Origin of the sequence: Thomasclavelia ramosa DSM 1402, assembly GCF_014131695.1 — a bacterium.
In the GTDB taxonomy this organism is placed as follows: domain Bacteria; phylum Bacillota_I; class Bacilli_A; order Erysipelotrichales; family Coprobacillaceae; genus Thomasclavelia; species Thomasclavelia ramosa.
Map to the genome: position 1 here is coordinate 1588345 of NZ_CP036346.1, position 23395 is coordinate 1611739.

General features: G+C 29.9%; 34 protein-coding genes. 23 read left to right on the forward strand and 11 right to left on the reverse strand.

What is annotated here, in order from left to right; translation table 11 throughout:
• Window positions 1-2: 2 nt before the first annotated feature.
• From comGC to EYR00_RS07640, 23 genes are all read left to right on the forward strand, one after another.
• Window positions 3-308: a competence type IV pilus major pilin ComGC gene (gene comGC / locus EYR00_RS07530; RefSeq protein ID WP_003538293.1), complete on the forward strand. Its 306-nt coding sequence runs from the start codon at window positions 3-5 to the stop codon at window positions 306-308.
• Entirely contained in the window at window positions 286-705 is a 420-nt protein-coding gene (gene comGD, locus EYR00_RS07535; protein ID WP_224209103.1) for a competence type IV pilus minor pilin ComGD, read from the forward strand. Before comGC ends, comGD begins: the two co-directional genes overlap by 23 nt.
• A complete protein-coding gene (locus tag EYR00_RS07540; protein WP_003538295.1) occupies window positions 695-916 on the forward strand; it encodes a hypothetical protein in 222 nt (73 codons plus the stop codon). The genes comGD and EYR00_RS07540 overlap by 11 nt, the downstream gene beginning before the upstream one ends.
• Window positions 868-1329: a competence type IV pilus minor pilin ComGF gene (locus EYR00_RS07545; RefSeq protein ID WP_008791741.1), complete on the forward strand. Its 462-nt coding sequence runs from the start codon at window positions 868-870 to the stop codon at window positions 1327-1329. The genes EYR00_RS07540 and EYR00_RS07545 overlap by 49 nt, the downstream gene beginning before the upstream one ends.
• Window positions 1307-1687, forward strand: coding sequence for a hypothetical protein (locus EYR00_RS07550; protein ID WP_008791740.1), 381 nt, complete (start codon window positions 1307-1309; stop codon window positions 1685-1687). The genes EYR00_RS07545 and EYR00_RS07550 overlap by 23 nt, the downstream gene beginning before the upstream one ends.
• 75 nt (window positions 1688-1762) lie before the next feature.
• Window positions 1763-2320, forward strand: coding sequence for an elongation factor P (gene efp / locus EYR00_RS07555; protein WP_003538298.1), 558 nt, complete (start codon window positions 1763-1765; stop codon window positions 2318-2320).
• A gap of 79 nt (window positions 2321-2399) precedes the next feature.
• A complete protein-coding gene (locus EYR00_RS07560; RefSeq protein WP_003538299.1) occupies window positions 2400-2870 on the forward strand; it encodes a SpoIIIAH-like family protein in 471 nt (156 codons plus the stop codon).
• Between the two features lie 50 nt (window positions 2871-2920).
• The gene (locus tag EYR00_RS07565) at window positions 2921-3259 is read left to right on the forward strand and encodes an Asp23/Gls24 family envelope stress response protein (RefSeq protein WP_008791739.1); all 339 of its coding nucleotides are present in this window, start codon (window positions 2921-2923) and stop codon (window positions 3257-3259) included.
• Between the two features lie 104 nt (window positions 3260-3363).
• Entirely contained in the window at window positions 3364-3768 is a 405-nt protein-coding gene (gene nusB / locus EYR00_RS07570) for a transcription antitermination factor NusB (RefSeq protein WP_003538301.1), read from the forward strand.
• The gene (xseA, locus tag EYR00_RS07575) at window positions 3768-5084 is read left to right on the forward strand and encodes an exodeoxyribonuclease VII large subunit (RefSeq protein ID WP_003538303.1); all 1317 of its coding nucleotides are present in this window, start codon (window positions 3768-3770) and stop codon (window positions 5082-5084) included. Before nusB ends, xseA begins: the two co-directional genes overlap by 1 nt.
• A gap of 10 nt (window positions 5085-5094) precedes the next feature.
• The gene (xseB, locus tag EYR00_RS07580) at window positions 5095-5310 is read left to right on the forward strand and encodes an exodeoxyribonuclease VII small subunit (RefSeq protein ID WP_003538305.1); all 216 of its coding nucleotides are present in this window, start codon (window positions 5095-5097) and stop codon (window positions 5308-5310) included.
• 1 nt (window position 5311) lies between these two features.
• Complete coding sequence (locus EYR00_RS07585) at window positions 5312-6160, forward strand: polyprenyl synthetase family protein (RefSeq protein ID WP_003538307.1); 849 nt, start codon at window positions 5312-5314, stop codon at window positions 6158-6160.
• Window positions 6160-8031: a 1-deoxy-D-xylulose-5-phosphate synthase gene (dxs, locus tag EYR00_RS07590; RefSeq protein ID WP_003538309.1), complete on the forward strand. Its 1872-nt coding sequence runs from the start codon at window positions 6160-6162 to the stop codon at window positions 8029-8031. The genes EYR00_RS07585 and dxs overlap by 1 nt, the downstream gene beginning before the upstream one ends.
• Window positions 8012-8812 carry a TlyA family RNA methyltransferase gene (locus EYR00_RS07595; protein WP_003538311.1) on the forward strand — a complete coding sequence of 267 codons (801 nt, stop codon included), beginning with the start codon at window positions 8012-8014 and terminating at the stop codon, window positions 8810-8812. The genes dxs and EYR00_RS07595 overlap by 20 nt, the downstream gene beginning before the upstream one ends.
• 8 nt (window positions 8813-8820) lie before the next feature.
• Window positions 8821-10476 carry a DNA repair protein RecN gene (gene recN, locus EYR00_RS07600; protein ID WP_003538312.1) on the forward strand — a complete coding sequence of 552 codons (1656 nt, stop codon included), beginning with the start codon at window positions 8821-8823 and terminating at the stop codon, window positions 10474-10476.
• Between the two features lie 53 nt (window positions 10477-10529).
• Window positions 10530-11519: a SpoIVB peptidase S55 domain-containing protein gene (locus EYR00_RS07605; protein WP_003538314.1), complete on the forward strand. Its 990-nt coding sequence runs from the start codon at window positions 10530-10532 to the stop codon at window positions 11517-11519.
• An 86-nt stretch (window positions 11520-11605) separates the two neighbouring features.
• Window positions 11606-12277 (forward strand): AzlC family ABC transporter permease, encoded by a 672-nt coding sequence (locus EYR00_RS07610; protein WP_009301112.1) that lies wholly within the window; start codon window positions 11606-11608, stop codon window positions 12275-12277.
• Complete coding sequence (locus EYR00_RS07615) at window positions 12270-12593, forward strand: branched-chain amino acid transporter permease (RefSeq protein WP_003538318.1); 324 nt, start codon at window positions 12270-12272, stop codon at window positions 12591-12593. Before EYR00_RS07610 ends, EYR00_RS07615 begins: the two co-directional genes overlap by 8 nt.
• Before the next feature lie 13 nt (window positions 12594-12606).
• On the forward strand, window positions 12607-13809 hold the full coding sequence (locus EYR00_RS07620) for a DNA polymerase IV (protein WP_008791734.1): 1203 nt from the start codon (window positions 12607-12609) through the stop codon (window positions 13807-13809).
• 50 nt (window positions 13810-13859) lie between these two features.
• On the forward strand, window positions 13860-14423 hold the full coding sequence (locus EYR00_RS07625; protein ID WP_003538324.1) for a hypothetical protein: 564 nt from the start codon (window positions 13860-13862) through the stop codon (window positions 14421-14423).
• 59 nt (window positions 14424-14482) lie between these two features.
• On the forward strand, window positions 14483-15421 hold the full coding sequence (xerD, locus tag EYR00_RS07630) for a site-specific tyrosine recombinase XerD (protein WP_003538326.1): 939 nt from the start codon (window positions 14483-14485) through the stop codon (window positions 15419-15421).
• Window positions 15422-15499: 78 nt separating this feature from the next.
• Entirely contained in the window at window positions 15500-16681 is a 1182-nt protein-coding gene (locus EYR00_RS07635; RefSeq protein WP_040434395.1) for a phosphopentomutase, read from the forward strand.
• 8 nt (window positions 16682-16689) lie between these two features.
• The gene (locus tag EYR00_RS07640; RefSeq protein ID WP_003538330.1) at window positions 16690-16956 is read left to right on the forward strand and encodes a hypothetical protein; all 267 of its coding nucleotides are present in this window, start codon (window positions 16690-16692) and stop codon (window positions 16954-16956) included.
• A gap of 137 nt (window positions 16957-17093) precedes the next feature.
• On the opposite strand, the gene EYR00_RS07645 is transcribed toward EYR00_RS07640, so the two are convergent.
• From EYR00_RS07645 to purF, 11 genes are all read right to left on the reverse strand, one after another.
• Complete coding sequence (locus EYR00_RS07645; protein ID WP_003538332.1) at window positions 17094-17285, reverse strand: hypothetical protein; 192 nt, start codon at window positions 17283-17285, stop codon at window positions 17094-17096.
• Between the two features lie 132 nt (window positions 17286-17417).
• On the reverse strand, window positions 17418-17612 hold the full coding sequence (locus EYR00_RS07650) for a hypothetical protein (RefSeq protein WP_003538335.1): 195 nt from the start codon (window positions 17610-17612) through the stop codon (window positions 17418-17420).
• A gap of 32 nt (window positions 17613-17644) precedes the next feature.
• On the reverse strand, window positions 17645-18454 hold the full coding sequence (locus EYR00_RS07655) for a rolling circle replication-associated protein (RefSeq protein ID WP_040434397.1): 810 nt from the start codon (window positions 18452-18454) through the stop codon (window positions 17645-17647).
• A gap of 299 nt (window positions 18455-18753) precedes the next feature.
• A complete protein-coding gene (locus tag EYR00_RS07660; protein WP_003538338.1) occupies window positions 18754-19440 on the reverse strand; it encodes a hypothetical protein in 687 nt (228 codons plus the stop codon).
• 63 nt (window positions 19441-19503) lie between these two features.
• Complete coding sequence (locus EYR00_RS07665) at window positions 19504-19752, reverse strand: hypothetical protein (RefSeq protein ID WP_003538340.1); 249 nt, start codon at window positions 19750-19752, stop codon at window positions 19504-19506.
• Entirely contained in the window at window positions 19749-20132 is a 384-nt protein-coding gene (locus EYR00_RS07670; RefSeq protein WP_003538343.1) for a hypothetical protein, read from the reverse strand. The genes EYR00_RS07665 and EYR00_RS07670 overlap by 4 nt, the downstream gene beginning before the upstream one ends.
• Window positions 20133-20335: 203 nt before the next feature.
• Complete coding sequence (locus EYR00_RS07675) at window positions 20336-20917, reverse strand: hypothetical protein (RefSeq protein ID WP_003538345.1); 582 nt, start codon at window positions 20915-20917, stop codon at window positions 20336-20338.
• 70 nt (window positions 20918-20987) lie between these two features.
• Window positions 20988-21128: a hypothetical protein gene (locus tag EYR00_RS07680; RefSeq protein WP_003538347.1), complete on the reverse strand. Its 141-nt coding sequence runs from the start codon at window positions 21126-21128 to the stop codon at window positions 20988-20990.
• A 14-nt stretch (window positions 21129-21142) separates the two neighbouring features.
• Window positions 21143-21454: a hypothetical protein gene (locus EYR00_RS07685; RefSeq protein WP_003538348.1), complete on the reverse strand. Its 312-nt coding sequence runs from the start codon at window positions 21452-21454 to the stop codon at window positions 21143-21145.
• Window positions 21455-21532: 78 nt separating this feature from the next.
• A complete protein-coding gene (locus EYR00_RS07690) occupies window positions 21533-21805 on the reverse strand; it encodes a hypothetical protein (protein WP_040434400.1) in 273 nt (90 codons plus the stop codon).
• Between the two features lie 135 nt (window positions 21806-21940).
• Window positions 21941-23365, reverse strand: coding sequence for an amidophosphoribosyltransferase (gene purF, locus EYR00_RS07695; protein WP_003538353.1), 1425 nt, complete (start codon window positions 23363-23365; stop codon window positions 21941-21943).
• Between the last annotated feature and the right edge of the window lie 30 nt (window positions 23366-23395).

The window sequence follows — 23395 nt, forward strand, 5'->3', positions numbered from 1 at the left end:
AGATGAAAAGGAATAATGGCTTTACATTGATTGAGATGATTTTTTGTATTTCAGTAATTTTAGTTATTTTGTTACTTGTTATTCCTAATGTAACTAGTAAGAATCGGGTTGTTAAAGAAAAGAGTTGTGATGCGCAAATAGAAGTAGTTAATTCACAAATAGTTTTATACGAAATTGAAAACGGAGAACTTCCAACAAGTATTAGTGATTTGACTTCTGGAGAACATCCATATTTGACAGAAAAGCAGGCAACATGTCCAAGCGGACTTAGGATTTCAATCAGTGATGGACAAGCATATGTACGATGATAGCGGATTCACTCTGATTGAAGTTGTCTTTACAATTAGTATAATCTTAATTTTAAGTACAATTACACTTCATTTTGTAATTAATTCAAAACCAGTAATTTCTTTACAGCAGCAATGTCAACAGGTAATTTCATTGTTAGAAGAAGGAAAAAGTAGAGCTATGATCAACCACGAGCAAATAAATATAGTTATTCAAACAAAACAAATTAGTTATAATGGACAAAAGGATCAACGAACTCTTACGATTAACGACAACTATTATATTGACGATTATTATGAGTTTCACTTTAATCATAATGGAAATATCAGTTCGGGTGGTCATCTAAAGATTTGTAGTTCAAATGGATGTAAAAGTATAATTTTAAATGTTGGAAGTGGAGCATTTTATGTTAAATAAGCAAGGGATGACATTAATTGAAACATTGATGGCTTTTTCTATTTTTATCAGTATTATAGTATTGTTTCTTTCTTGTTATAATAATGCAATAAATCATCATTATCAGATTAATCAGGATTATATGAACTATTTAAAACAGCAACAAGAAAAGGAGGTAGAGCTGTGGCAGACAAGTGGTTTGAGCGAATCAGTCAACGAGGTTTTACATTGATTGAAGTTCTTTTTTCTTTATCAATATGTTTATTAATTATTTTAAACAGTGTCCCCATTTTAAGAATAGTTACTGCAAAAGATAAATTATCCTTTAATCTTTCTAGTTATGCTCTTGGAGTTAAACAAATTTCATCAATTTTGCATACGGCTAAGGATATTGAAATCAATGATGATTTAACTTACACAAATGCAAATAACGAAATCTTTACTATTTCACTAAATCATCATAGGATAGTAAAAGAGCCAGGTTTTGATATCATTATACACAATGTTGATGAATTAAATTTTTATCAAAAAAATAAGAATATTTATATGAAAATAATAGTCGATAATAAAGAACATGTTTATCTTATTGCTACTGATTATCAAATAAGTGAGAATGAAAAAGATGAAGTTGAAACAGTATTGTAATAATCGGGGTACGATTCTTCAAGTCGTGTTAGTTATTTTTATTGTTTTAATCTTAAACATAAGTCTTGTTTTTAATAATATAATAGAGAATAGCCGCAGTCTAGAACGAATCAGAGAATTAGATAGGGCACGTTTGTTGGAAATAACAATACTGAGATATTATAAAGAAACAATTTTAAATGATCTTCTTTTTAGTGATGAAATAAGTATTGATGATTATTTCATTAATTATACAGTGGATGATATGGGGAGTTACTATTATATTGTTACAACAATCAAACAAAATGATTCATCATACAGTTTTAATTTGGAGATTAATATCGAAACGCTAGTAATATCATCGTTTGATTATCAATAGTTACTAAAATCACTTCACTTTATCGATGATTTTTGATATAATCACAAAGTAAATTACAAGTAAGGAGATTTTAAAATGATTAGTGTTGGAGATTTAAGACCAGGAATTACTTTTGAATATGAAGGTAACTTATATGTAGTGCTTGATTATTCTCATAATAAAACAGCTCGTGCGGCTGCAAATATCAAAGTTAAAATGAAAAATATGCGTTCTGGAGCAACTACTGAAATTACTTTTGGTGGAAATGATAAAGTAAAAAAAGCACATATCGATAAACGTAAAATGCAATATTTATATAATTCAGGAGATGCTTTAGTTTTCATGGATAATGAAACTTACGAACAAATCGAAATTCCTGCTGGAAACTTAGAATGGGAAATGAATTTCTTAAAAGAAAGTGATGAAGTTGAAGTAACTAGTTATGAAGGAGAAGTATTAGGGGTATCTTTACCAATTAATGTACCTTTCACTATTACAGAAACTGAACCAGCAGTAAAAGGTGATACAGCTACTGGGGCAACAAAAAATGCAATTATCGAAACTGGATTTCAAATTAAAGTACCTTTATTTATTTCTGAAGGTGAAGTTGTCATTGTTAATACGGTTGATGGAAAATATCAAGGAAGAGCTTAACACTAGTTTAACTAGTGTTTTTTTTCATATATTTTAACTTTTAGCATATATTAAAGTAGTTGATAAAAGGAGAAATAATATGAATAGACAAGCCATTACTTTTTTAACCCTATTTAGTCTAATTTTGGTACTTTCAATTTACTATATTCTTCTACCACCTGAAGGTGAAGCCAGTGAAGTATCTGTTAATAATGAAGAATTATCGCAAATTGAAGTATTACAACAAAATTTAGAAAAAGAAAGAGCAGATTTAATTAGTGAAAATAATGCAATTATTGCATCAAGTGATAGCGATAGTAATAAAATCGCTGCTGCTTTGGCTAATATTAGTGAAGCTAAAGAAACTGCTGCTTTAGAAGCAAAAATTACAAAGATAATTAATGATGCTGGTTTTAAGAATGCATTTGTTGAGGTTGAGAATAAAACGATTAAAGTAGTTATTGATAAAAAGGAAGCAAGTAGTAGTGATGCTAACAGTATTATTAAAACAGTTATGGAAAAGACTAAAAATGAGTATCAAGTTGAAGTCAAGTTTATCAGTGAGACTTGAATTTTATCTTAAATTTATATACAATGGGAGTATATAAAGGAGCATTTAATATGAGTCAAGAATATTATTCAGTAGAAAAAGAATCTAATTTAGGAGCTTTAAATATTGGTTTGAGCGTTTTTCAAGCTATAGTTGTAAAAGCAGTTGAGTCAGTTGATGGTGTTCAATTTGAAGGAAATATGATCCCAATGCCTGGAAGTGGGCCAGTTAGAACAAATATTAATAAAAATAACCAAGTAATTATTGATGTTGATGTACTAATTGATTATGGATTGAATGTTGCATCAGTGACTAGTGCCTTACAAAATAAAATAGCTCAAAGCTGTTTTGAAATGACAGGAATCAAAAATGTTAAAGTAAATATTGAAGTTAAAGGAATTAATTTTTAAGGTTATCTTCGGATAATCTTTTTTGTTTTATTATGATGCATTTCGTTTATTTTAAAGTGCAAATATGGTAAAATCATGATAGATATTTTGGAAGGACGGATTAGATGAAAAAATATAGAAAAAAAATAATTAGAGAAAAAGCAGTAATTGCAACTTATCAAAAACTGCTAGTAGATACAAATGAAGATGAGATTCGTGAATATTTAAACAGTGATAAGGATTTATCTAGCAATCAAGATGATTTTGATTATTGTTTTATGTTTATTATAAGTATTGCTAGTAACATTGAACGTTATAAAGCTGAAGTTGCTAAATATTTAAAACCCGGATGGACGTTAGATAGATTATCAAAAATGGAACTTGCAATTTTATTAGTTGGATGTTATGAACTTTTAGAAACTGAACAAAGTAAAGAAGTAATCATTAATGAAGCGGTTGAATTATCAAAAAAATATTGTGATAGTGATGCTTATAAATTCATTAATGGATTACTTAATAGGATTAAATAGTGGAAAAACGATATCTGACGGTTAGTGCACTTAATCGTTATTTAAAAGCTAAAATTGATTCTGATAGTCAATTACAGCGAATCTTAATCAAAGGTGAGGTTTCTAATTTTAAACATCATAGTTCAGGACATTTTTATTTTACGCTAAAAGATGAGCATTCAAGAATAAATGCAGTAATGTTCTCTTCAAAAGCTAGTAAAGTTCCTTTTGATTTGACCAATGGGATGAAAGTACTTGTTCAAGCTAGTGTGTCAGTATATGATGTAGCAGGCACCTATCAATTGTATGTTGATACAATTGAACAAGATGGATTAGGAAATTTATTTTTAAAATATGAACAATTAAAAAAGCAGTTAGCTAGCGAAGGTTTATTTAACCCTGAAAATAAATTAGTAATTCCTAAATTTCCTAGTAAGATTGCAGTTTTGTCAGCCTATCCTAGTGCTGCTCTTGCTGATATTATTAGAACCATTCACTTGCGTTTTCCTGTCGTTCGTGTAATCGTATTTCCAATTCCAGTCCAGGGTAAGGATGCATATTTGGAAATAATTAGAACACTTAGATATGTTGATACACTAGGATTTAGTGAAATTATTATTGCAAGAGGCGGAGGTTCATTAGAAGACTTATGGAACTTCAACGAGGAAGGATTAGCTCGAGCAATTTATCAATGTAAGACACCTATTATTAGCGGTGTTGGTCATGAAGTTGATTTTACTATTTGTGATTTTGTTGCAGATTATCGTGCTGCAACACCAACGGCTGCGGCAATTAAAGCAACACCGGACTTATTTGAATTACAGCAGGCTGTAGACAATATAAAATATACTTTAAATAATTTAATGAAACAAAAAATTATATTAAATAAAGAAAATTTAAATCGATTAAAGTCATTCTATTTATTTAAAAATCCTCAAAAAATGTTTGAAGATAAGACGGCTAAAATTGATTATTTATATGATCAATTAAATAATGTTTTTAACCATGATTTGATTGAAAAACAAAACAAAGCAAGCAATTTAATACAAACTTTTAATCATCAAGCCAATTTATTTACACTAAATCAGCGAAATCGTTTAGATACAATTAATCGAACGATGAGTCTTGAGATTAAACGTAAATTACAACATAATCAAGAAAAGTTTTATTATTCATTATCAAAATTAAATACTTTATCACCCCTTAAAACATTAGAACGTGGTTATGCAATTGTTTTAAAAGAAGATCATGTTATTTCATCAGTTGATGATTTAAATAGTGGTGATAAAATTGAATTAAAATTACATAATGGCATTAAAAAGGCCATTATAGAATAGAGGTTAATTTATGGACAATATAACATTTGAACAAGCAATGAGTCGCTTAGAAGAAATTATTGCGGCTCTCGAAAATAACCAAATATCACTTGAAAAAAGTGTAGATTTATTTCAAGAGGGAATAAAACTATCAAAGATTTGTAGTGATAAGTTAGCTAGAATTGAAGATAAAGTAGCAAAAATCTTAGTGGATGGAAAGTTAGAAGATCTAAAAATCGAGGAATAACATGGAAAATTTAATTGAACAAATTAATGAACGATTATTAGAAATCATTGAGGAATTTGGCGATTCTAAAGTTAAAGAAGCCATGAAATATTCTTTGATGGCCGGTGGAAAAAGGATTCGTCCGGTAATGATGCTGCAGGTGATTCGTAGTTATGATAAAAATTACCAAGATTATCTAGATATTGCTTGTGCAATTGAGATGATACATACGTATTCATTGATTCATGATGATTTACCAGGTATGGATAATGATGATTTAAGACGTGGGCGACTAACTTGTCATAAACAATTTGATGAAGCAACTGCCATTTTAGCTGGCGATGCATTATTGAATGAAGCTGTTAATGTAATTATTAAAACAAAAGTTCCTGATGAATTAAAAATCTCGTTGTTAGCAACTTTATATCAAGCCAGCGGTATTAACGGAATGATTTTAGGGCAAGCATTGGATATGGAATACGAAACTAAATTGGCTACTCGTGATCAGTTAGATTTGATTCATCACCATAAAACAGGAGACTTAATCAGTGCAGCGATGAAAATGGGAGCGTTAATTGCTAATCCCGATGACCAAAAAACATGGGTAGAAATCGGTTATAAGATTGGTTTAGCTTTTCAAATTCAAGATGATGTTTTAGATGTAGTTGGTGATAGTAGTTTATTAGGAAAAAAAGTTGGTAGTGATCAAGTAAATCATAAATCTACATATGTAACTTTGATGGGAGTAGAACAATCTCAAATGATTGTTGAGCAATATTTTAAAGAAGCAATGGAATTAATTTATAAATTAAAGATTAATCATGGATTAATTCTAGAAATAATGGAAAAATTAAAGAAAAGAGTGAAATAATGGATCTAGAAAAAATTACAGATCCCTCTTTTTTAAAAGAGCTGGATATTAGACAATTGAATCAATTAGCCGATGATATCCGCAAATTTTTGATTAATAATATTTCAAAAACGGGAGGACATCTTTCGAGTAACTTAGGAGTTGTAGAATTGAGCATTGCACTGCATTATGTTTTTAATTCCCCTAAAGATAAAATTTTCTTTGATGTAGGACACCAGTCTTATGTTCATAAAATTTTAACGGGACGTGCTGGTCAATTTTCTACACTACGCCAATATAAGGGACTTTCAGGCTTTCAAAAGCGTTGTGAAAGTGAACATGACCCTTGGGAAGCTGGTCATTCCTCAACTGCATTAAGCGGGGCCTTGGGAATGGCAGTAGCAAGAGACTTGAATCATGAAAATTATCATATTTTACCTGTGATTGGCGATGCTGCAATGGTTGGGGGTGAATCTTTAGAAGCATTAAATCATCTTGGCTCAATTAATAATAAAGTGATTATTATTTTAAATGACAACCAAATGGCAATTGGTAAAAGTGTTGGTGGTTTTGGTGATTTTTTATCTTCAATAAGAATTAGTGGTACATATAATAATTTAAAAGAGGATTATCGCAATATTACTTCGCACAATAAAATAGGTAAGATGATTTTTAATGTTTCCAAACGAGTTAAAGATTTTGTTAAGCATGGATTGATTGATGATACAATTTTTGAAGATTTTGGGGTTGATTATCTGGGTCCGGTAAATGGTCATGATTTTGATGATCTAATTAGGGTTTTAAATTTAGCTAAAAGTGCAAAAACTAGTGTTGTAGTTCACGTGGTTACGAAAAAAGGGCGTGGCTATAAATACGCCGAAAATGATATTGCCGGTAAATGGCATGGGATTGCCCCATTCAATATTGAAGACGGAACTATGAAAGGTGCGGGAACTAGTTCGAAAATAAGTTGGTCAAAAATGGTTGCTGATCATATTGAAAGGCAGATGAAATCAGATCAGGATATTGTTGCTATTACCCCTGCCATGATTCATGGTTCTGCAATGGATAATATTTTTATGCATTATCCTGAGCGAAGTTTTGATGTTGGAATTGCTGAAGAGCATGCTTTGACTTTTACAGCAGGGTTAGCAATTTCTCAAAAAAAGCCATTTATTTCTATCTATTCTTCATTTTTACAACGTGCATATGATCAAATAAATCATGATATTGCAAGAATGGATCTGGGCTGCTTGATTTGTGTTGATCGCTGTGGATTTGTTGGAGCAGACGGACCTACACATCATGGTGTTTTTGATTTAGGAATATTAACACCTCTGCCAAATGTAATAATTTGTACTCCAAGTAATAGTTATGATGCTAAACGCTTTATTAACACATATTTAAAGAATAACGATCATCCTTACATTTTAAGAATCCCTCGAGGCGATATTGAAGATATGAATGTAGGTGATGAGCTTTTAACTATTGGTAAATGGCAAGTTGTAAATCGAAAAGATTACGATGTAACAATTATTTGTTATGGTCAAAACGTTAACTTGATTCGTGAATTTTTTAAAGATAAAGAGATAAAAGTTAGAATTATTGATGCTTTATTTATTAAACCTATGGATGAAGATATGTTAAATGAAATTATTGATGAAAAACCGTTGATTGTTTATGAAACAGAATTAAAAACTGGTTCTTTAGCTAGTAATATTGCTTATTATTATAGCCAAAATAATATTTTAAAACGGATTCATAGTTTTGGAGTAGATGACCACTATTCTGTTCAAGGAACAGTTGCACAAATTTTACAAGATGAGGGTTTAGATATGGATACTTTTTATCAAAAAGTTAAGGAGATACTAAATGAAGAAGGAAAGAATTGATGTTTTATTAGTCGAACAGGGCTTTTTTGATTCTCGTGAAAAAGCTAAACGCGCGATTATGGCCGGGATTGTTCATGATGATTATGATATTATTGATAAACCGGGAACAAAAATTCCAATAGATTCAAATCTTCATGTTAAAGGAAACATAATGCCATATGTGTCACGTGGTGGCTTAAAACTGGAACGTGCCTTAAAGGAGTTTGAATTAGATATAACGGATAGAATAATGGTCGATATCGGCAGTTCAACAGGTGGGTTTACCGATTGTGCTTTACAGAATGGTGTAAAACTAGTTTATGCAATTGATGTTGGAACCAATCAATTAGTTTGGAAATTACGCAATGATCCACGTGTTATTGTAAAAGAACAAACAAATTTTAGATATGCAACAAGTGAACTGTTTGAACATGGAATTCCTACTTTTGCTTCAATTGATGTATCTTTTATTTCTTTGAAGTATATTTTTGATGCATTAAAAAATATTTTACATAGTGGTAATCAAGTTGTAGCACTAATCAAACCGCAGTTTGAAGCTGGACGTGAAGAAGTTGGGAAAAAGGGAATAGTCAAAGAACCATCTGTCCATCAAAAAGTAATTCAACATGTTATTGAATATGCAAATCATGATGGCTTTGTTTTAGAAAAGTTAACTTATTCGCCAATAACTGGTGGTGAAGGGAATATCGAGTTTCTAGGGCTTTTTGTTAAAGATGGTAATAATGTTGCCATTGACATAGAAAGAGTTGTAGAAACAGCACATAATTGTTTTAAAGGGTAGGTGAGATAATGTTAGAGAGTATATATATTGAAAATTTTGCTATTATCGACCGTCTTGAAGTCGATTTTCATAATCATATGACTGTTCTTACGGGAGAAACTGGGGCAGGAAAATCAATTATTATTGATGCGATTGGTCAATTAATGGGAAATCGTAGTCAATCAAGTTTTATTAAAGCTGATTGTGATGAATGTTTTATTGAGGGTGTTTTTACAATTGGTGCTAAGTCACCAGTCTTAAATAAATTAAAAGAATATCGTATTGATTATGAAGATAAATTAGTTGTTTCAAAATCTTTTAATCGTGATAATAAATCGATTATTAAAATTAATTATCGTAATGTTTCAAAAATGGTATTACAATCAATCATGGCTGATTTAATTGATATTCATTCACAATTTGAAACCCATAGTCTTTTTGATGCTGAAAATCATTTAATTATTTTAGATGAGTTCATTAATCAGCCTTTAAAAAAATTATTTCAGACATACTCACTAGCATATCGTACTTATAGAGAAATAAATCGTGACTATCAAAAAGCATTAAACGAAGAGCTGAGTGATGAGCAATTAGAATTTTATCAAGCTCAATTAGCTGAAATTAATAGTCTTGATCTTGAAGAATTAGATGAAGATGAGTTAGAACGTGAAAAAAAACTGCTTCAAAGTTATGAGAAAACAAATGAGCAAATTTCTAAATATCGACAATATATGAATGGTGATCGTGGTGCTCTAGCAACATTAAGCAATGCATTAAGCGAATTAGAAGAATTAAACGATAATCCTCAATATCAAAATACGTATGAAAGGATGTATGACCTATATTATAATTTAATTGATCTTGATGATGAAATAATCAATGAATTTAATAGTACTAATTTTGATGAATATCGTTTAAATGAAATTCAAGAAGTCTTTTTTAAATTAAATCGTTTAAAAAGAAAGTACGGACAATCAATTGAGGCGATTAAAGAAGCTAAAGAAGATTTAGAAATGAAAGTTGCAGCTTTTAACAATCGGGAAACATATTTGAATGATTTAAAAAAACAATTGGATATTGCTTATCAAGAGACCAAATCAATAGCTGAGCAAATTACTAGATTAAGGCAATCAAAAGCTAAAGAATTTACTGAATTAGTTACAAAAGAATTAAAATCTTTATATTTAGATAAAGTTGTTTTTAAGGTTGATTTTAAATTAGTTGATTTTCAAAAAAATGGACAAGATAATGTAGAATTCTTAATTTCTACAAATGCTGGACAAACATTAAAACCGTTGAATAAAGTAGCTTCAGGTGGAGAAATGTCCAGAATTATGTTGGCAATCAAGATATTGTCCTTATCTTCGAGCTCTGTGGAAACAATTATTTTTGATGAAGCTGATACTGGCGTTAGTGGTAAAGTGGCTGAAAGTATTGGAGCAAAGATGAAATATATTAGCAAGCAGCATCAAGTATTGTGCATTACTCATTTAGCACAAGTTGCCGCTTTTGCTAAAAATCATTATTTGATCCAAAAATCAAGTAATGACAATTATACAAATGTAAAGATTAAAGAATTATCTTATGATCAAAGTATTAATGAAATTGCTAAATTGATTTCTGGAAAAGAAGTATCTCAGGAATCAATAAATCATGCAAAAAAATTAAAAATAAGTAGTGAATAATTAAAAGCATAGAAACCAAACTATGATGTAACGAATGTTACAAGGAGGTTTCTATGCTTTTTAAAAAGCTAATCCTTTCCTTTATCTTAGCTTTAGCCATTATTAATCCAATTGCAATATATGCTATTTCTCTAGTACCTGGTGGAGATTCCATTGGAATCGAGCTAGATTATCAAGGTGTGGTTATTACAGGAGGATATAAGATCAAAGTCGGTAATGAAAGCTACGATCCACTAGCAAAAGATTTTAAAGTTGGAGATATTATTGTCGCAATTAACAATCAAAAGGTAACAAGTATTGAAGAATTAAGCAATGTTATTAAAGAAGGCGATATAGCTAATCCCAGATATGATTTAACCATTAAAAGAGGTAAAGAAACCCTCCACCACGACCTCCAGGTCGTTTATGAAAATCAGCAATTTTCTACGGGATTATATGTCAAAGATGCAATTAGCGGGGTTGGAACACTTACATTTTATAACCCGGCAACTAGTACTTTTGGAGCTTTAGGACATGCAATGAGTGACTCTAAACTTGACAGCGAAGAGCTTATTCAAAATGGTAATATTTTTGAAAGTACAGTAACTAGTATTAAAAAAGCAACAACGCAATCTTCAGGAAATAAAATTGCAGACATTTCCAATATTGAAATAGGTAGTATAAACAGCCATAGTCAATTTGGTATTTATGGAACTTATAATTATGATATTTCAAAACGAGAAATGATGGAAACTGCATCTATTGAAGAAACTAAATTAGGAAAAGCCTACTTTTTAACTGTTTTAGATGGTGATAAAATCCAGAAGTGTGAAATTGAAATCACTAAATTGAATGACCAGGATTCTATAAAAGAAAAGGGAATTGAATTTACTGTGACAGATCAAGAAGTAATTAATAAAGCTAATGGAATTGTACAAGGAATGAGTGGATCACCGATTATTCAAAATAACAAAATAGTTGGGTGTGTGACTCATGTATCAGGTAATAATCCAATTATTGGCTATGGTCTATATATAGATTGGATGCTTGAGATGGATAAATAAGGATAAAAAGGTGCTCAAATTGAGCACCTTTTTATTTCAATTTGGTGAGATTTTTAGTATAATTATACAGTTAAGGGGGAAACATGATGAATTTATTAACGATAAAAAGTGCATTTAAAGAAAGTATCCCCGTTATGATGGGATATTTAGTCTTAGGATTTGCTTTTGGAATGTTGCTTGTTTCTAAAGGATTTCCAATTTATTATGCATTTATTATGAGCTGTTTTATATATGCGGGAAGTATGCAGTTTGTAACAATTTCTTTATTAGCTGGTCAAGCTTCTTTTATTAGTTCATTTATTATGACACTGATGGTTAATGCAAGGCATTTAGTTTATGGATTATCAATGTTAAAAAAATTTAATTTTTTAGGGAAATTAAAACCTTATATGATTTTTTCATTAACGGATGAAACATTTTCTTTACTTGTGAAAAATGATTTTAAAAGTAAGAATGAGGTTTTTTTAATAAGTTTTTTAGATCAATGCTATTGGATCATTGGTTCTTTGGTGGGGGCAACAATTGGAAATAATGTATCTTTTAATACTCAAGGTTTAGAATTTTCAATGACAGCATTGTTTATAGTTATTGTAATTAATCAAATTAAAAATAATTCTAATCATTTAGCGACATTGATTGGTTTTTTTGTCAGCATAATTTGTTTGATTATTTTTGGTAGTGATAACTTTGTTATTTTTTCTATGATTTTAATCATGATAATATTAATTTTAGTTAAACCGAGGTTAAAAAATGAATAATGATGTCTTGATAATAATAGCAGTAGCTTTAGGAACAATCTTAACAAGGGTCTTACCATTTCTGATATTTAATGATGCTGAAAATTTACCACCGGCAATTAGTTATTTATCTAAAGTGTTGCCATATTCAATTATGGCAATGTTAGTTGTATATTGTTTAAGGGATACAACTTTTATTTCCGGAAATCATGGTTTTCCAGAAATAATTGCCGTTTCAATTACCATTATAATTCATTTATTAAAGGAAAATACTTTATTATCGATTTTAGTAGGCACAATTACATATATGATTTGCATTCAAGTGATTTTTGCATAAAGGAGGTATAGTAATGCAAGTTGTTTTCCACATTGATCTTAATGCATTTTACGCAAGTGCAGAAATATCACGTAATCCTGACTTAAAAGGAAAACCAATAGTTATATCTGGTAAATCACGACGAAGTATTATTACCACAGCTTCTTATGAAGCCCGTGAATTTGGCATTCACTCTGCAATGCCACTATTTCAAGCATTAGAATTGTGCAAAGATTTAATTGTTTTACCTGCCGATTTTGAATTATATCATCGTTTATCTAATGATTTTTTTTCAATAGTAGCTTCTTATAGCGAAATTTTAGAGGTTGCTAGTATTGATGAATGCTATGTAGATGTAACTAAAATAATTATAGATAAACAGATTCATCCAATATTACTTGCTAAAGAAATTCAAAAAAATATATATGAACATTTAAGTTTACGCTGTTCTATTGGAATCGCACCGAATAAATTTTTAGCAAAAATGGCAAGCGATATGAAAAAACCAATGGGAATTACTATACTTACAAGGTCTAATTTAAAAGAAATAATGTGGCCATTAGATATTAAGGATATGTTTGGAATTGGTAAAAAAACTCAGCCAAAGCTTAAAGCAGTAGGAATTAATACAATTGGTGATATTGCAAATTATGATAACTATAATAAACTAAGACAAATTATTGGCAAAAATGCGCTACTATTGTATCGTAAAGCCAATGGAATTGATAATAGCGCTGTTGATGCTAAACAAAATGAATTAAAGTCTGTAGGAAACTCAACTACTTTACCATATGATACAAATGATGAGGAAATACTAAGGGATACATTAAAGAGTTTAGCTCGCCAAGTTTCAGCGCGAGCTAATAAGCGCAACTTAATTTCAAATTCAATCTCGATTACTATAAAATATACTCGCTTTGAAAGTGTTACTAGACAAACTACTGTCAATTCATTTATTAATGATTATGAAACCATATTATCTACTGCAAAAATGTTATTTGATGCTAATTATAGCGGTCGACCTGTGCGTCTTTTAGGCATCAGTTTAAATAATACAATCAATAAGAAGAACTACAAAGAACAACTTAATATTTTTGAAATGGCGCAAGAGGATGAAACCAATGATGATTCTCTTGAACAGTTACTAAATGCTATCAATAATAAATTTGATAAGAAGCTGGTGACTAAAGCTTCATCATTTGCAAAAAAGACTCCCCAAAAGAAATATTTAAAATAAAAGAATAAAATAATGATTTGCTCATAAGTTGTATAAACGGAGGATAACTTATGAGCATTTTAAATAAAGTTTTTAGAAATGAAAAAGTTTTAATTAATATATTTTCTGCAATATTATTTGTTTTTGGTATCTTATTTGGCATTATTTATTATTTTTATGGTAATGAAGCCCTATTAAATTTATGTAAATATATCTTTTTTTTCAAAGATAATGAGACAACCAATAATTATAATCTATATATTACAATTACTAGTTTCTACATATTTTTATCTCTAATAATTTCAACTAGTTTTTTAGGAACAATTTTTAATAGTTTTGTTATTTTTACAAAAGGAATGCAATTATCGATTGCAAGTATTTTTTATTTTACTTTAAATACGTTTGATGCATCTATGCTTTTTTTAGGTTTTTTTCCACAATTAATTATTGAATTAGCATTAACTTATATTATTTCTATAATTTCTATTAGATTATCAATAAATTGTTTTACAATTTCATTTTTGACAACAGAAGTATTTAATAGTCGAAAAATAATTAATTATATCTTAGATTACGTAATAATTATCTTAATAATAGTCACATTATCAATGGCATTTAAGGTTTATGCACTTTAGTTAGCAAATCGTTAGTATGGTTAAATTTAAACGTGATATAATTATTAAGTGAAGGTGAGGTGAAAGTAAGTGTAGTACTTGCTAAATTTATGTTAATTAAAGATGCCTTAAGTGAATATAAGCAATATTTGATTGTTGAAAAAGGTTTGAGTAAGAATACTATTTATTCTTATCTACGAGATTTGATTGCTTTTTCTAATTTTATCGGTGAGGAATATGAAATTAATCAAATTGAAAATATTAATAAAGAACATATTCATCTTTATTTAAAGGAGTTATCGAAAACAAACTGTACTAATTCAATTTCTCGTAAACTTGTTTCTTTACGAATGTTATATATTTTTTTAGTGAAAGAAAATATTGTGAAAGAAAATCTCATGAGTAGTTTTACCTTACCGAAAAGAGATAAAAAATTACCTATTGTTTTGTCTCAAGAAGAAATGATAGAGATACTTGATGGGATCATTGTTTGTGATGCAATTAGTTCGAGAAATAGATGTATGGTTGAATTGCTATATGCAACGGGTATGCGTATTTCAGAATTGTTGAATCTTACTTTGAAAGATTTAAATATTAAAATGGGATTTATCAAAGTTATTGGAAAAGGAAACAAAGAGAGAATGATTCCAATCGGTTCATATGTTGGAGAGATATTGGAACAATACATAAATGATTATCGAGCTGAATTTAATATAAAAAATGATAGTTTATTATTTTTTAATAAGCATGGTCAAAGATTAAGTAGAGAAGAATTTTATTCTATATTACAAACAATTGTAAATTCAACTTCTATAACTAAAAAAGTCTCGCCTCATACTTTTCGGCATACGTTTGCAACTCATCTTTTAGAAAATGGTGCTGATTTGCGTTCTATTCAAGAATTGCTTGGCCACAGTGATATTAGTACAACAACTATTTATACACATATTTCGAATCAAAAGATTAGAAGTGAGTATCAGCAATTCCACCCACGCATAAAAAAGCATAATGATGGGTAAAATAATGTCTAGATATGGAAACAATTTAATGATATACTTATGATTGCGTAAAAAGTGACGCAAGGAATGGAGGACAAGATGAAATACAACAGAGTTTTTTTAATTGTGTGTGATTCCTTAGGAATTGGTAATGCAAAAGATGCTAATTTATATAACGATGAAGGATCAAATACTTTAAAACATATATGTAATGCCTGCAATGGCCTTGATTTACCAAATTTGGAAGGATTAGGATTAGGAAGTTTGGGTAATTTTTCTGGAATACATCAATTAACTTCACAATTAGGATATACTTTAGCTTTAAACGAGATTTCTAATGGTAAAGATACTATGACCGGTCATTGGGAAATGATGGGGCTTAAAACTGAAAAACCATTTATTACATTTACCGAAACCGGCTTTCCTCAAGAATTTATTGAACTTTTTGAAGAAAAAACTGGACGTAAATGTGTTGGCAATAAGGCTGCAAGTGGTACAGCAATTCTTGATGAGTATGGTGAACATCAGATAAAAACAGGTGATTGGATCGTATATACTTCAGCTGATTCAGTTTTTCAAATAGCTGCAAATGAAGAGATTATCCCGTTAGAAGAATTGTATAAAGCATGCGAAATTGCTCGTGAAATAGCCATGGATGAGCGTTGGAAAGTTGGTAGAGTTATTGCTCGACCATATGTAGGAAAAAGGGTAGGGAAATTCAAACGTACTGCCAATCGTCATGATTTGGCCTTAGCACCATTTGGACGGACTGTTCTTGATAATTTGAAAGATAAACAGTTTGATGTTATTGGAGTTGGGAAAATTCCGGATATTTTTGTTGATCAAGGAATTACTAAAGCAGTTAAGACGGTAAGTAATCAGGATGGAATGGAAAAAACTGTTGAACTTGCAAAATCAGAATTTAAAGGATTGTGTTTTGTTAATCTTGTAGATTTTGATGCAGTATACGGTCATCGGCGTAATCCTGAGGGCTATGGGCAAGCAATTGTAGATTTTGATAAGCAATTGGAGGAATTAATGAAATATTTAAATCATGATGATTTATTAATGATCACTGCTGATCATGGTAATGATCCAACTTATAGTGGTACTGATCATACTCGTGAACAAGTTCCATTAATTATTTATTCAAAGGAATTATTGAAGCCACGTCATTTACATGATATGGAATCTTTTGCTGTAATTGGTGCTACAATTGCAGATAATTTTGGTATCGAATTACCAACTATTGGCCAATCAATTTTAGAATTAATTAAATAGGAGAATTTATGGAAGATAATACAAAACGATTGATCGTGATGTCAATTTTAGCTTATGCAATTGGAACGTTTATCTTTGCTGCAGGATTAATGACCAAGACAGCCGTTAGCATAATATTATTTTATATAATTGCAAGCATATTAATAATTTGCGGTATTTTAGCATTATATAATAATTATAAAAAAAATCATCAAATTAAATTATACTTATACTTAATAGTGGTAGGAATTGTTTTCTTGTTTTTAAATACAACGGCATTAATTAATAACTTATAGTTTATAAAAGCATTCTAAGATTATTGGAATGCTTTTAATTAGGATTTATCGATCAATTTATTTGTGTTTGTCTATTAAAAATCAATTATAAAATTTACATAATATACATTATGCGAAGTAGTATATATTCAAAAAAATTAAATTTTATCTTTGATAAGGTTAACTAAGTCGTTAGCCTTTTCCACATTTAAATAATGATCATAATAGTCAGCTTTAAGAAACATAGTTAAATGAGGTCTAGCAATACCCGTCTCTTTACAAAAAGATGTAAGATTAAGATATTGTTTTCTTTCATTGATAAATTCACGACATTCGCTTTTAGATAACATAGGCAACACTCCTTTATAATATAAGTGTTCGCATATGTATATTATGTAATGTATAAGTATATAATTAACTTACAAATTAAATATATCATAAATAAAACTTTATGTAAATATAATTACATAAAGTTGATTAAATTATTTATATAATACAATATTGCCAATATAATTTATATAATTAAACATACTAATTTTTTTTATACATAAATAGTCAACTTCATTATGAATAAGCAAATCATAAACAATAGCAAATCTTTCAAAATCAACACAATAAATATATTTAATAGTTTTTTTAACAATATAACTAATACAATAGTATTCATAAGTTCTCATATTAATCACCTCATAAATAAATTATAATAAATTTATTTCTTATTTACTATTTTTATATAACAAAAATCATTCTCATATAAACCATCTTCGTCCAAAAAGAAATCTATATCTACCTCTTTATTATATATAACTTTAGGTTCACTAATTAAACCATTACTACAGTAATAATATTTACTAAATATCCTATCTTCCATTTTTGTAATATACTTACTAATATAACTAGAAATTTTAGAATGACTTTCCAACCCTTTATCTATTTTAACCGCAGTATTATAACCTTTATTATCTTGCCATGAAACAATATTATATACATCTCTATCCGTTTTACTTTTTATATTTGCATTTACCAATTGCATTTTATTATTACTATCCCGTATTAGCCCGTGCCAATGCAAAGCACCGTCCTTATGCAGTTCGGGAACAATTATATACTTAATACCATGTTTCTTAGACTGATTTTTTAAATACTCTAGTGTTCTTTTTTTTAAATCTTCCAAATTATACCTATCTTCTACTTTATCCTTAGAAAATGTAAGAGTTATAAAATAATCCCAATCATTGAGAATAGCCATATTAAACACCTTAGACTTAGAACGTCTCTTAGACCTTGCAATATTATATTTCCTAATATCTTCATAATCATAAAGCAAACCCAACTTTTTAAGAAACCTGTCTAAATCAGTTAAACCGTCATTGTAAACCGATATATCATACTTACCGTCTTTATCCTCTTCTATATAGTCCCTAATCTTGACATTATTCTTAAAAAGTATTTGCTTTTCAAAAGACCCGTAATCTTTTACAACGTAGTTAGTATAGACGTTACATTCTTTATCATGCAATCCACTTAAATCTATAACAATCACCTACAATCTAGGGGGTACCCCGATAGTGTCCCTATATCAAGTAAGGGACACGCCTTTAAACCATTTTTTTCACTCGCCGTTAGGCGTCCTAAAGTGTATATATACACTTTAGGGTTGCAACAGTGTTTATGCCTTACACTTCCACAACAACAAAAGTGCATAACCGCTGCGCTTTTATAACTTTTGCGGTTGTGTCGTTGTCGGCTACGTATTATAATTTAGAACCTACTCGGCTCGCTTTGCTCGTGGACCCTCGTTGGATCTAAATTAAAATACTATGTTTTTAATTTTTCACCATTATCCCAACCATAAGAATTATATAGAGAACGTATATAATCACTTTGAATGAACTTAATTTTCTTGAACGGGTGTATCTTCATTTTTTTATTAATATCGACTTCCTCATAAAGTGCTTTATAATCATAGTCCCGATACCACCGAACTTTTGTATATCGTCCAAATATAGTCTTGCACACTCCATATTCGATAGTTAATCTACGAATAGTCTTATGTACTAATTCGTGGTCTTGACTAGCCCAATAGAACATTTTGCCATTACCTTTGCGGTTTAAGGACAATGCTTGTCTTATCTCTTTAGGAAATACCTTATCAGTAGCGGGGAATTCATTTTGAACTTCGTCCCACATAAATACTATAGGTTTATCGTACTGCACACCCGTTTGTCTAACATCATTAAACTCAAAATCTTGGATTGACAAACCGAAATTAGTACAAATATAAATATCATTTCCATGTTTATTCCTTAAATTTAAAGCAATTTTAGTCATTGCCATAGTTTTTCCACAACCATACATACCCGTTAAACAACGTACACCGTACATGTGCAATTTTTTACCATATTTTTTAAATCTATATAAATCAATTAATTTCCATTTTATTAAATCTAAAAGTATTATCTTAAATTCAAATTCCTTTATCTTTTGTTTAGTTTCATTTTTCATAAAAAACCCCTTTATATAAATACTGTTGTTAATACACTGCGCCGTAGAACGTTGCGCAGTGTATTAATTAACACCAGGTATCTTTATATATACCCATTCTATAATTGCCCAAAGTATATCAATGCTAGCCCACAACACTACACTAGCGAATACCATTGCAAACGGCGAACTGCCAAAGAAATATATACCATACTGCAACAAATCATAAAATACACTTGTAATAGAGCCTTGCTCACTATTCATCTTAGGTAAAAGACCAATAAGAAAATTTGCAAAGCCAAAGAAAACTTTTAGCACCAATTCAGTTATCATTTTTCGCTACCTACCTTATTATTAGCATTTTGACCACTATGTCCGTCTCCCTCTATTGGTTTAGATTTTCTAATTAAAAACAAAACGTGAGAATAATGGTACCAACACAAGAATATAGCAACTAACCCCGTACCTAATGCACGAGTATAAGGCTGAGCATAAGAAAGGAAAGATAAGTCTATAGACTGTCTATGTCCAAAGATTGTAAAAACTATAGGAGTAAATATATCGCCCCTAACCTCTTTAGTTTTAGTAAGACTATCTAATATACTTAAATCTATACCAATTTTATTACTAAGAGTATCTTGTATAGTTTTAAAATTACTATCTAGAAAATTATCACTAGGAACAAATAGACCTTTTAATAAATTTCCTAACAACTCTAGAAAATAGCTAAGAACTTCCCCTAAAACATCAAAGAAAGTACCTATAAAATCAAATAAAGGCTGAAAAATAAGTTTGATTAAGTTACCAATAGCTGAAGTTAAAGAAGAAACAAGACCACCAAGAAAATCTAAAACTTTACCTACTGCACCCGTTACTTTATCAACTGAACCAACAACAAAATCAAAGCCACCGCTTATTAAACCGCCAATCGTATCGAACGCCGAACCAAGAAAATCAGTAAGCCCGCCGAAAATATCGCCAAACCAACCGGTAATATCTTCCCACCATCCGCTACTATCTTCCCCGGAATCTCCGCCACTACCTCCGGACGGATAACCGGTTCCACTAATAGCGCCGCATGAAAACCCATAGAATTAATCCTATCTAACAACGTAGTATCATTGGTTTCATAGCGAAATGAAGCATTAGAATTATTGACCTCTGCTACACCAACATTAGCAGTTGTAGCGTCGAACCAACCATCAGCAGAATTATAAATAGCATCACCAACAAATGAAATATTAAGAACAGGTTTACCACCGTAAGAACCTTCCTTAAAAGTGGCGCTATTATAATAATAAAATTCTATTTCCTTATCATTTTTTAATAAAATAAAACAATACTTGTACTCTTTATCTTGAACCGTATAAGCATTAACACTAGAACCAGTAATAAATATAGAACTAAATACAATACCTAAAGTAAGAAGTATTTTTTCAATTTTGTGATTTTCCTTAAATTTAAGAATATGATCACGCGCATTTTTTATAATTTTCATAAATTTTTATCCTTTCTATAAAATTAAAGGGCTAGGAATAAATATCCTAACCCAATATAAGAAGTTAATCTTATAAGAATTTATAAACAATTCTTGGGATAAGACTAACGCCAATCATAATTCCCATGATTGTAATGCCGACAGGTAATAAAATACCTAAATCCGAATTAATACTGTCAGTAATCGGCTTTAACATTTCAGCAGTTAACATTTTTGATTTCCTCCTTATATAAAATTTCTTAAGAATTTATAAAACATAACTAAGAAGAATACAGCTAGAGCAACAACAAGACCCAAGTAAACAACATTATTATTTAATTGTGTATTGTATTGAAGTGTTTCCAAGTTATGGTTTATACTTTGTAACTCAACCAATAATTGGTCTTGATTGTCTAACTGTTGGTTAGACGTTTCGTTTTGCATTTGGGCTTGTTCATCTTTTGTATAAAAATACTGACTAAGCAGTTGATTAAGTACCTCAATATCAATGCTTGATGTTTCATCAACTGAAGTGCCCTCTTGAATATCTTCATCCATAGTCACCTGTTACCTTTCAGCAATCCATAAATTGTACCAATAACTAAAGCACCTACAAAAAGCCATATCATACTCATATTATTGACCTCGTTTAATGAAACCACATACATTGACATAATTTCCATTTTTACGATAATTGAAATCGCCCTCTAAACCTAACATAGAAACAGTTTTTAAACCTTCGCACATCTGTTCATAAGCAACTGGTGTAAGCCATTCATAACCGCACAAACTGCCTTCAACATTATCCTTACCATGCTCCATATCGTTATAATGGACTTTTACACCCGTAACATGTTTACCTTGTTTATTTTCATAATCTAAACTTTCAATTCCTACAATCTTAATCATTTTCTTTTTCCTCTTTTCTTTATTTTTCATTTAATTAAATAAGAATACTTTATGTAAGAATAATTACGTATGTATACATTATGCGAAGTTATATATGTTATATCTACTTTACTAATTATAAGAGGTAAGGAGTTTTTAATATTCCTTACCTTTCTTGATTTTATCCATTTCAAATGAATCATATAAATTTGTTACATATTCACCATTGAAACAAGCTAAACATAAACTACATTTATGTTTTTCTTTATTAAAATGGATAGATTTATCAATTCCTTCTTCAGTAATAAAGGCAAGTGAATCAGCTTCAATATAATTGCATAATTCATTAACATTCAAACGATTAGAAATTAATTCGTCCATGGTTGACATATCAACACCATAAAAACAAGGATATTTGATTGCTGGTGAAGCAATTCTTACATGCACTTCTCTAGCACCAGCTTCTTTTAACAATCGTACAATTCTTTTAGAGGTAGTTCCACGTACAATTGAATCATCAATCATAACAACACGTTTTCCTTTAACAATTGAAGAAACCGCAGATAATTTCATTCGAACCCCCTGCTCTCTCATTTCTTGAGTAGGTTGAATAAAAGTACGACCTACATATTTATTCTTAATCAGACCCATTTCATAAGGAATATTAGCTGCTTCTGCATATCCGATTGCAGCAGAAATAGAAGAATCAGGAACACCAATAACTAAATCAGCTTCTACTGGTGCTTCTTTAAATAATTGTTTACCAGCAAGTTTTCTAGTTGTATGAACATTTATTCCATCTAAATTACTATCTGGTCGTGAAAAATAAATATATTCCATTGCACATATTTTATCAGTAACATCATTTGTATAAAGCTTTGATTTGATTTGACCGTCTTTGACTCTAACGATTTCACCAGGTTCTAAATCACGAACAAATTTTGCACCAACAACTTCAAATGCACACGTTTCTGATGAAAATACATATGCCCCATTAGGCAATTGACCAATAGAAACAGGTCGCAAACCATACTTATCTCTTGCTACATACAAAGCATTCTCAATCAAAATCAAAAAGGCAAATGCACCATCAAGTTTGTTTAAGGAATTACAAATACGATCAATCATATGACCTTCTTCACGCATAATTAAATGACCTAAAATCTCAGTATCTGAAGAACTAGAAAAAATGCTTCCTTTTTTTTCTAAGTCCGCCTTTAAGACATTGGCATTAACAATATTTCCATTGTGTGCAATTCCTAAAGATCCATTTAAGGTTCTAAATAATAATGGCTGAACATTAGCAATTCCACCACCACCAGCTGTTGAATAACGAACATGACCAATAGCATGATCACCTTTCATTTTGCTAATTTTATCTTGATCAAATACTTCAGTAACTAGCCCTTCACCCTTTTGAATTGACAAAGCTTCTTTATTTTTTACAACAATACCAGCAGCTTCTTGCCCCCGGTGTTGTAAACTATGTAATCCATAGTAGCACATTGCTGCAGCATTTTCATATCCACAAACTGCAAATACTCCACATTCCTCATGTAATTCTCGATCTTTTGAAAACATTAACTAACCTCCTCTTAAATACTTTTACAT